The 9,263-nt window shown below is 68.2% G+C and carries 9 protein-coding genes; 6 read left to right on the top strand and 3 right to left on the bottom strand.

The window, feature by feature from the left end:
- Positions 1-370, top strand: a 370-nt coding sequence (locus OUA97_RS22545; RefSeq protein WP_267234331.1) for an META domain-containing protein, incomplete at its 5' end; no start/stop codon positions are given.
- Here the strand turns inward: OUA97_RS22545 and OUA97_RS22540 are convergent.
- Both OUA97_RS22540 and OUA97_RS22535 read right to left on the bottom strand, forming a co-directional pair.
- Positions 367-756 (bottom strand): YidH family protein, encoded by a 390-nt coding sequence (locus tag OUA97_RS22540; protein WP_267234330.1) that lies wholly within the window; start codon positions 754-756, stop codon positions 367-369. The two genes, OUA97_RS22545 and OUA97_RS22540, sit on opposite strands and share 4 nt — an antisense overlap.
- A 76-nt stretch (positions 757-832) precedes the next feature.
- Entirely contained in the window at positions 833-1,687 is an 855-nt protein-coding gene (locus OUA97_RS22535) for a LysR family transcriptional regulator (protein ID WP_267234329.1), read from the bottom strand.
- A 109-nt stretch (positions 1,688-1,796) separates the two neighbouring features.
- On the opposite strand from OUA97_RS22535, the gene OUA97_RS22530 reads away from it, so the two are divergent.
- From OUA97_RS22530 to OUA97_RS22510, 5 genes are all read left to right on the top strand, one after another.
- On the top strand, positions 1,797-2,954 hold the full coding sequence (locus tag OUA97_RS22530; protein ID WP_267234328.1) for an isovaleryl-CoA dehydrogenase: 1,158 nt from the start codon (positions 1,797-1,799) through the stop codon (positions 2,952-2,954).
- Positions 2,951-4,543, top strand: a complete 1,593-nt coding sequence (locus tag OUA97_RS22525; protein ID WP_267234327.1) for a carboxyl transferase domain-containing protein — start codon at positions 2,951-2,953, stop codon at positions 4,541-4,543. Before OUA97_RS22530 ends, OUA97_RS22525 begins: the two co-directional genes overlap by 4 nt.
- Positions 4,544-4,545: 2 nt before the next feature.
- Positions 4,546-6,429: an acetyl/propionyl/methylcrotonyl-CoA carboxylase subunit alpha gene (locus OUA97_RS22520; RefSeq protein WP_267234326.1), complete on the top strand. Its 1,884-nt coding sequence runs from the start codon at positions 4,546-4,548 to the stop codon at positions 6,427-6,429.
- Between the two features lie 40 nt (positions 6,430-6,469).
- Entirely contained in the window at positions 6,470-7,270 is an 801-nt protein-coding gene (locus OUA97_RS22515; protein WP_267234325.1) for an aminoglycoside 3'-phosphotransferase, read from the top strand.
- An 809-nt stretch (positions 7,271-8,079) separates the two neighbouring features.
- The gene (locus tag OUA97_RS22510) at positions 8,080-8,757 is read left to right on the top strand and encodes a hypothetical protein (RefSeq protein WP_267234324.1); all 678 of its coding nucleotides are present in this window, start codon (positions 8,080-8,082) and stop codon (positions 8,755-8,757) included.
- 31 nt (positions 8,758-8,788) lie between these two features.
- Here OUA97_RS22510 and OUA97_RS22505 read toward each other — a convergent pair whose 3' ends face one another.
- Positions 8,789-9,229 carry a PhnD/SsuA/transferrin family substrate-binding protein gene (locus OUA97_RS22505; protein ID WP_267234332.1) on the bottom strand — a complete coding sequence of 147 codons (441 nt, stop codon included), beginning with the start codon at positions 9,227-9,229 and terminating at the stop codon, positions 8,789-8,791.
- Positions 9,230-9,263: the final 34 nt, after the last annotated feature.

The raw sequence follows: 9,263 nt of genomic DNA, 5'->3' as shown, positions 1-9,263 counted from the left end.
CGCCGCCCAGCATCTCGACCAGGCCGTCATAGGTGATCTTCACCACCTGGTCGGCCCGGAATGGCGGCTGGAGGACCTGCTCGGCGGCGGGATCATCGACCGCTCGCATGTCACCTTGACCCTGGCCAAGGACGGTTCGGCCGCGGGGGCCGGCGGCTGCAACCGCTACTTCGGAAGCTGGACCCAGGCAGGGGACAAGCTGACCTTCGGCAAGCTCGGCTCGACCATGATGGCCTGCGCCCCCTCGCTGATGCAGCAGGAGGAGAAGTACCTGAAGGCGCTGGAGACCGCCTCGGGCTACAGCTTCACCGCCGACGGCGCCTTGGTGATCGCCACGTCCGACGGGTCGCTCAAGTTCCGCAAGGACTAGACCACCCTCGCGGCGATTCCGAGGAACAGCGCGACGCCGGCCATCAGCATCACCAGCGAGATGAACAGCGCCGGTCGGCCCAGGCGGAACTCTTCGGTGCGCTGCAGGTCCTTCAGGGTCGTCCAATAGCTGATCACGCCGAACAGCATCGAGAGCGTGCCGACTCCAGCCAGGAACAGCCCGACGTGCTGGGGGCTGTCGGCGCGCGCCAGCTGGTCGCTCTGCACGGCGCTCTCGAGGAACTTGTAGATCGTGAAGCCGAAGCTGAGCATCGACAACGAGGTGCGGACCCACGCCATCAGCGTGCGGTCGGCGGCCATGATCGTGCGCATCGCGCCGAGGTCGCTGGGCAGCCTCAAACTGCGTTTCGCACGCGAGGCGGTCATGGCGGGTCTCCGGTGGACGACCGGGGAAGGGAAACATGCGGCTGCGCTCGCGGGCATCGGGCGTTACCCTGACCCGTCAGCCCATCTCGCCGCACACCTCGCGCGCCGCCTGGACGAAGGCGCTGGGGCGCGCAGCCTCGCCCGCATAGCACAGGCCGATCACCCGCCGCGGCGTGAACCCTTCGAGCCCGACCCGCGCCACCCCGGGGTCGCGGTAGCTGTCGGGCATGACTGTGATCCCCAGACCGGCGCGAACCAGGGCCAGCACCTTCTCGTCGCCGGCCCCGCGATAGCTGAAGAACGGCCGCACGCCGCGGTCGGTGAAGTAGCGGCTGGTCTGGGCCAGCACCTCGCAATGGCGGCGGACCATCATCACCTCGTCGGCCAGCGCCTCGCCCTCGATGCTCCCGGCGCCGGCCAGCCGGTGGCCGGCGGGCAGGGCCAGGCCATAGCCCTCCTCATGCAGCTGCTCGCCGGCGAAACGATCCGTAGACGGATTTATTACGGTCAGGGCCGCGTCGGCGCGGCCGCGGTCCAGCAGGCTGAGCACCTCGCGCTCGGTTCCTTCCAGCAGTTCGATGCGCTCGGCGCCGGGCGGGCGGCGGGTCAGGATTTCCTCGATCAGCGTGGCGGGGATGGTCGACAGCACCGCCACCCGCAGCAACTGCGCCGGCGCCGCGCCGGCGACCGCGGCCTGAGCCAGGTTGAACTCGTGCTCGATGCGGCGGGCGTGGACCAGCAGCCGGCTGCCGGCCTCGGTCAGGTGAACGCGGCGATTGGTGCGGTCGAACAACCGCGCCTGCAACTGGGCCTCCAGCTTGGCGATGCCGGCCGACAAGGTGGGCTGGGCGACGTTCTCGCGCGCCGCGGCGCGGCTGAAGTTCCCGGTCTCGACGATGGCCAGGAAGTAGCGCAGCAGATACCGGTCCATGATAGATGCTATCTATCATGTGCATCATGATCGTTCAATTTTGTGGATTGTTCTTCGGTCGCTAGTTTTGCGAGGCTAGTTCCAGACCGCCCCGCAGAAGGCAGCCCGAATGACCGGTCCCAGCTTCCACTTCGGCCTCGGCGAGACCGCCGATGCGATCCGCGAGACCACCGCGCGCTTCGCCGCCGACAAGATCGCCCCGATCGCCGCCCAGGTCGACGCCAGCAACGCCTTCCCGCGCGAGCTCTGGCCGCAGATGGGCGAGCTCGGCCTGCACGGCGTCACCGTCGAGGAGGAGTTCGGCGGCCTCGGCCTCGGCTATCTCGAGCATGTGGTGGCGATGGAGGAAGTCTCCCGCGCCTCGGCCTCGGTGGGCTTGTCCTACGGCGCCCACTCCAACCTCTGCGTCAACCAGATCCGCCGCTGGGGCAGCCCCGAGCAGAAGCGCAAGTATCTTCCCAAGCTGATCAGCGGCGAGCACGTCGGCTCGCTGGCGATGAGCGAGGTCGGCTCCGGCTCCGATGTCATCTCGATGCGCACCCACGCCGAGCATCGCGGCGACCGCTTCGTGCTCAACGGCACGAAATTCTGGATCACCAACGCGCCGCACGCCGACACCCTGGTGGTCTACGCTAAGACCTCGCCCGACGAGGGCAGCCGCGGCGTCACCGCCTTCCTGGTCGAGAAGGGCATGAAGGGCTTCAGCGTCTCGCCCAAGCTGGACAAGATGGGCATGCGTGGCTCCGACACCGCCGAGCTGGTGTTCGAGGATTGCGAGATCCCCGAGGAGAATGTCATGGGCCCGCTGAACGGCGGCGCTGCGGTGCTGATGAGCGGCCTCGACTATGAGCGCGCCGTGCTCGCCGCCGGCCCGCTCGGCATCATGCAGGCCTGCCTCGACGTGGTCCTGCCCTATGTCCGCGAGCGCAAGCAGTTCGGCAAGCCGATCGGCTCGTTCCAGCTGATGCAGGGAAAGATCGCCGACATGTACGTCGCCCTGAATTCGGCCCGCACCTACGTCTATGCCGTGGCCAAGGCCTGCGACGCCGGCCTCACCACCCGCTTCGACGCGGCCGGCGCGATCCTGCTGGCCTCGGAGAATGCGGTGAAGGTCAGCCTGGAGGCGGTCCAGGCGCTGGGCGGCGCCGGCTACACCAAGGAGTTTCCGGTCGAGCGGCTGGTCCGCGACGCCAAGCTCTACGACATCGGCGCCGGCACCAACGAGATCCGCCGCTTCCTGATCGGCCGGGAGCTGCTGGGCGCATGAGCAAGCTCGCCACCGCGATCGACAAGGCCTCGGCGACGTTCCAGGCCAACGACACCCACAACCGCGCGCTCGCCGCCGAGCTGGCGCAGCATGCCGCCCACGCGGCGCTCGGCGGTCCCGAGCAATCACGCCAGCGCCACGCCGCGCGCGGCAAGCTGCTGCCGCGCCAGCGGGTCGAGCGGCTGCTCGATCCCGGCTCGCCGTTCCTGGAGGTCGCCGCCCTGGCGGCCCACGGCCTCTATCGCGACGAGGCCCCGGGCGCCGGCATCATCACCGGCATCGGCCGGGTCTGCGGCCGCGAGGTGATGATCGTCGCCAACGACGCGACGGTGAAGGGCGGGGCTTATTTCCCGACCACCGTGAAGAAGCATCTGCGGGCGCAGGAGATCGCCATGCAGAACCGCCTGCCGTGCGTCTATCTGGTGGACTCCGGCGGCGCGAACCTGCCGCATCAGGCCGAGGTCTTTCCCGACCGTGAGCACTTCGGCCGCATCTTCTTCAACCAGGCCCGGATGAGCGGCGAGGGCATCCCCCAGATCGCCTGCGTCATGGGCTCGTGCACCGCCGGCGGCGCCTATGTCCCGGCGATGTCCGATGAGACGGTGATCGTCCGCGGCCAGGGCACCATCTTCCTCGGCGGCCCGCCGCTGGTGAAGGCCGCCACCGGCGAGGTGATCACCGCCGAGGAGCTCGGCGGCGCCGACACCCACGGCCGCCGCTCCGGCGTCGTCGACTATGTGGCCGAGGACGACGAGCACGCCCTGACCATCGTCCGCTCGATCGTCGCCAACCTGAACACCTCCAAGCAGGTCGACCAGGACCTGCGCGATCCGCGCCCGCCGGCCTACGATCCGCAGGAGCTCTACGGCATCGTGCCCACCGACGTGCGCGCGCCTTACGACGTGCGCGAGGTCATCGCCCGCATCGTCGACGGCTCGGACTTCGACGAGTTCAAGGCCCTCTATGGCACGACCCTGGTCTGCGGCTTCGCCCGGATCTGGGGCCAGCCGGTCGCCATCCTGGCCAACAACGGTGTCCTCTTCTCCGAGAGCGCGCTGAAGGGGGCGCACTTCATCGAGCTGGCCTGCAAGCGCAAGATCCCGCTGGTCTTTCTGCAGAACATCTCCGGCTTCATGGTCGGCGGAAAGTACGAGGCCGGCGGCATCGCCAAGGACGGGGCCAAGCTGGTCACGGCGGTCGCTTCGGCGGAAGTCCCCAAGTTCACCGTGCTGATCGGCGGCTCGTTCGGGGCCGGCAACTACGGCATGTGCGGCCGGGCCTATTCGCCGCGCTTCCTCTGGACCTGGCCCAACAGCCGCATCAGCGTGATGGGCGGCGAGCAGGCCGCCAGCGTGCTGGCCACCGTCCACCGCGACGCTGACAAGTGGACGAACGCCGAGGAAGAGGCCTTCAAGGCCCCGATCCGCGAGCGCTACGAGCACGAGGGCTCGCCCTATTTCGCCACCGCCCGGCTCTGGGACGACGGCATCATCGACCCGGTCCAGACGAGAGACGTCCTGGGCCTCTCCATCTCCGCCGCCCTTAACGCGCCGATCCCGGAAACCCGGTTCGGCGTCTTCCGGATGTGACCATGATCAGCAGCATTCTGGTCGCCAATCGTGGCGAGATCGCCTGCCGCGTCTTCCGCACCGCCCAGGCCATGGGCCTGGCCACCGTCGCCGTCTACTCCGAAGCCGACGCTGATGCGCCGCACGTGCGCATGGCCGACCAGGCCGTGCTGATCGGCCCCGCCGCCGCCCGCGAGAGCTATCTGGTAGGTGAGAAGATCATCGACGCGGCCCTGGCCACCGGCGCCGACGCCATCCATCCCGGCTACGGATTCCTGTCGGAGAACGCCGAGTTCGCCGAGGCGGTGGTCGCCGCCGGCCTGACCTGGATCGGGCCGCCGCCTTCGGCGATCCGCGCCATGGGCCTGAAGGACGCCGCCAAGTCGCTGATGGCCAATGCCGGCGTGCCGGTCACCCCGGGCTACCTCGGCGAGGACCAGAGCCCCGCGCGGCTCCAGGCCGAGGCCGACAAGATCGGCTATCCGGTGCTGATCAAGGCCGTCGCCGGCGGCGGCGGCAAGGGCATGCGCAAGGTCGACGACGCGGCCGCCTTCGCTGCGGCCCTGACCTCGTGTCAGCGCGAGGCCGCCGCTTCGTTCGGCGACGACCGGGTGCTGCTGGAGACCTACGTCACCCGCCCGCGCCACATCGAGGTGCAGGTGTTCGGCGACAGCCAGGGCCAGGTCGTCCACCTCTATGAGCGCGACTGCTCGCTGCAGCGCCGCCACCAAAAGGTCATCGAGGAGGCGCCCGCGCCGGGCATGAGCGCTGAGGCCCGCGCCGCGGTGACGCAGGCCGCCGTCCGCGCCGCCCAGGCGGTCGGCTATGTCGGCGCCGGCACCGTCGAATTCATCGCCGACGCCAGCGACGGCCTGCAGCCCGACCGCATCTGGTTCATGGAGATGAACACCCGCCTGCAGGTCGAGCATCCGGTCACCGAGGCGGTCACCGGCGTCGATCTGGTCGAATGGCAGATCCGCGTCGCCGCCGGCGAGCCGCTGCCGCTGGCCCAGGAGGACATCGAGCTTTCCGGCCACGCCATGGAGGCGCGGCTCTACGCCGAGAACCCGTCCGCCGGCTTCCTGCCCTCGATCGGCCCGCTGGAGCACTTCAAGCTGCCCGAGGACCTGGTCCGCGTGGATACCGGCGTGGAGGAGGGCGGCGAGGTCTCGCCCTTCTACGACCCGATGATCGCCAAGCTGATCGCCCACGCCGCGACCCGCGAGGGCGCCTCCGACCTGCTGGCGGAGGCCTGCAGCGAGGTCGAGGTCTGGCCGGTGAAGACCAACGCCGGCTTCCTGGCCCGCTGCCTCGACCATCCGGACTTCATCGCCGGCGACGTCGACACCGGCTTCATCGAGGCGCGGCTGGAGGCTCTGGCCGCCCAGCCGGCCCCGTCCGAGCACGCGCTCGCCTCGGCCGCCATGGCCGTCACCCTCGACGCGGAAGAAGACGCCCCCGCCGATCCGTGGGAGGGGCTGACCGGCTTCCGGCTCAACGCCGCGCCGGCCGCCTCCATGCGACTCTATCTCGGCGACCGGGGGTTCGATGCGCCGCTCTATTCCGACGACGTTCCGGGCGACGTGCTGCTGACCGACGACGGCGAGGTGGTGGTCTTCGACGCCGGCGAGACCTTCGTCCTTACCCTGCGCCCGCCGCTCAAGGACGCCGCCCACGGCGGCGGCGGCGACGGGGCGATCGCCTCGCCGATGCCGGGCAAGGTGGTCGCCGTCTCGGTCAGCGTCGGCGACAAGGTCGTCCGCGGCCAGGCCCTGCTGACCCTCGAGGCCATGAAGATGGAGCATGCCCTCAGCGCGCCCTTCGACGGCCAGGTCGAGTCCCTGTCGGTTTCTGTGGGCGACCAGGTCAGCGAGGGGGTGACATTGGCGAGGCTCGTCACCACCTAGCCTCCATCGAACCTGGACTTTGGCGTGTGAGGAGGCGGCCATGTACGAGGTCGCTTCCATCGAGGACTATGTCCGTTGCATGCTGGAGGAGGCGGGCCTGCCGCACGGCTGCGCGCCCGTCGACGTGGTCGGGCACGGCCAGTCCGGCGACCTGATCGCGACGGTCGGCCCCTGCGTCGTCAAGTTCGCCCCCGGCGACCATCCCGGCAGCGCCGAGACCCTAGCGCGCGAGGCGCAGGTCGTGCGCTGGCTGGGCGGCCGGGTGCGCGTCGCCGCCAACCTATGGAGCGGCGCCTTCGAAGGCGGCTTCTGCCTGATCAGCGAGCGGCTGTACGGCCAGGCGGTCTCGCATGTGGCGCGTGAGGACGCCGCCGACGCCCTGGCCGCCACGGTCGACCTGCTGGCCCGCCTGCACGCCCTCGATCCCGCCGACTGCCCCTACGACATGAGCCTGGCCGCCAAGTTCGCCATCGCCGAGCGCCACGTCGCCGCCGGCCTGGTCGACGAGGACGACTTCGACGCCGAGCGCGCCGGCTGGACCGCGCGCCAGGCCCTCGACCACGCCATCGCCACTCGCCCGGCTACTGAGCGCCTGGTCCTCACCCACGGCGACGCCAGCCTGCCGAACTTCATCTGGAGCCCCGGCCGCCCGGTCGGCATGGTCGACCTCGGCCGCTTCGGCCTGGCCGACCGCTGGCAGGACCTGGCCCTCTTCCTGCGCTCGGCGAAGTTCAACCACCCCCACCTCGACGCCGCCGCCATCCTCCGCGAGCGCTACCCGCTCACCGCCGTCGACGAAGCCGCCTGCGCCTTCTACCGGCTGATGGACGAGTTCTTCTGAGGGCTTCCGGGCGGGCGACTCACGCATGTTCGCGCTCACCGCCGAATTTCCCGTACGTGTTTCGCTGCGCGGTTCTCGGCCTTCCCTGTGGTCGTACTCGACTGCTTTAAAGCGTCTCCGCGGAGAGCGGCGGTAAAATTACCGCAAAAAAACACATAAATTACAATGCAGTGTGGAGCCGTTACCGAAAGTAATGCCCGCCAAGCGAAATTGCGGTCAAGATTTTGGCGAGGCTTCAGCTTCGCCAGTTGCATGGTTGGGGTGAATGCGGCATCATCGCGGCGCGTCCAGAGTCCAACGGCCCCGGGATTCGGGTGGTGACACACCCGCCGGGGCCGCTGAACAGGATCGGAAAAGGGTCTCTGCCCCTCGTTCCGGAAGGCCGAGCGTTGTGGCGCTCAACCGCGTTTTGACGCGCGGCTAATGTGCCATGCGCTCGGTCATTTTGCAAGGGCAGCCACCCCAATAGGGAGCCCAAGATGCGGTCGAAACGCCGTCGGACAAGGCGCCAAGTGCCGGTCCGTACCCACGTAAAGCCCGCCCGTCGCGCCTATCATTTGAGACTCTAGTCGAAAGCGCTAACGAGGCTGCCTGCACAAATTAGTAGGCGCAAATCACCAATGCCTGCGGCGCGGGATTAATCCCGCGCCCAACAAAGGGGGTGCTTAAGAATGTCGCCAACCAGTGGCTCAGAAGGCTCGGGATCAACGCGAGCGCGTGAAATCTCTACGATTGCCTTCCCGTACACCGACCTGGACGAAGCAATTAAGCTCGCCCGCACCATGCATTCTGTCGGGGGGGGGGTCCCCATGGAGCGCGATCAAGTCTCTGCAGCACTAAACAGTGCGGGGGGGACGCTTGCGAACAAGCTCAGTGCAGCAAAGCAATTTGGATTGATCGATAGCCAACAGGGACGGTGGAGCCTGACGGCACTGGGATATGACATCCTTGACGGGGCCACGGAGCGAGCAGCCAAAGTTGACGCATTTCTCAACGTTGAACTCTATCGGCGGGCGTTCGACGAATATCGCGGAAAGACACTACCGGGGCGCGCTGGCCTAGAGCACGCATTCACGACCTTTGGTGTCGCGACGAAGCAGAGGGAAAAAGCTCGCCAGACATTCGAGCGGTCAGCAAGGTCCGCCGGATTCTTTCCGACTGGAAGCGAAGATCGGCTTGTCGCGCCAGTCATATCACAGGTCGTCGCAGCCGCCGGAACTGCGTCTGGGACGTCGACGGCTTCGGCCATTGCCGAGGTGGCCCACTCTGAGGACAGAGATCCTGGTCGTGCGCACATGGGCACAGCAGTGGCGGCCCGAGAACTAAACCCGTTCATCGAAGGGTTGCTGAATGAGATTCCCCCAAAGGGGACTCCTTGGAGCATTCAAGATCAGGCCGATTGGCTGCAGGGAGCGGCTCAAATCTTTCGTATCCTATACAAGGGCGAAGGCGAAATTCTCGTGACCATCAAGAAAGGCGGCGCTTAATCTCAATGCGGCGCGCTTCAGACTTGTGCGATCACTCGCGGAACCCCGCATAGGGCCGGTCATCGTAGCCCTTGAACCGCACCGCCCCTTCCGTCTCCGACCAGCCCTTGGCGAGGTCGGCGGCAGCTGCGCCATCGTCCAACAGCACGGCCCCAATCCTATCGCACGGCGTCGTCGGGGCGCGGATGCAGACCACCGGGCCGGGCGGCAGCGGGGCTGAGCGCCAGAGTTCGACCAGGCCTTCGGCGACCTGCGGGTTCTCAGCCTTCAGCTTGCGCCAGGGCTCCTCGGCCAGGGCGGCGAGGTCGGCGGTTCCGGTCAGCAGCGCGGCCAGCGCCGCCTCGTGGGTTCCGGCTTGTGTGACCTGTGCGAAGCCGCCCGGCGCCACGCCGGCCTGCCGCAGCGCCGCGGCCTGGACCAGGGCGCCGGAGGTCGAGCCGGGCAGCACCTCGGCGTAGCGCCTGTCTCTTATACAAATCCCGAGCCCACTAGACTAGCCTCATGAT

Origin of the sequence: Phenylobacterium sp. 58.2.17, from assembly GCF_026411515.1 — a bacterium.
Classification (GTDB): domain Bacteria; phylum Pseudomonadota; class Alphaproteobacteria; order Caulobacterales; family Caulobacteraceae; genus Phenylobacterium.
This window is presented reverse-complemented; position numbering and strand designations above follow the sequence as displayed.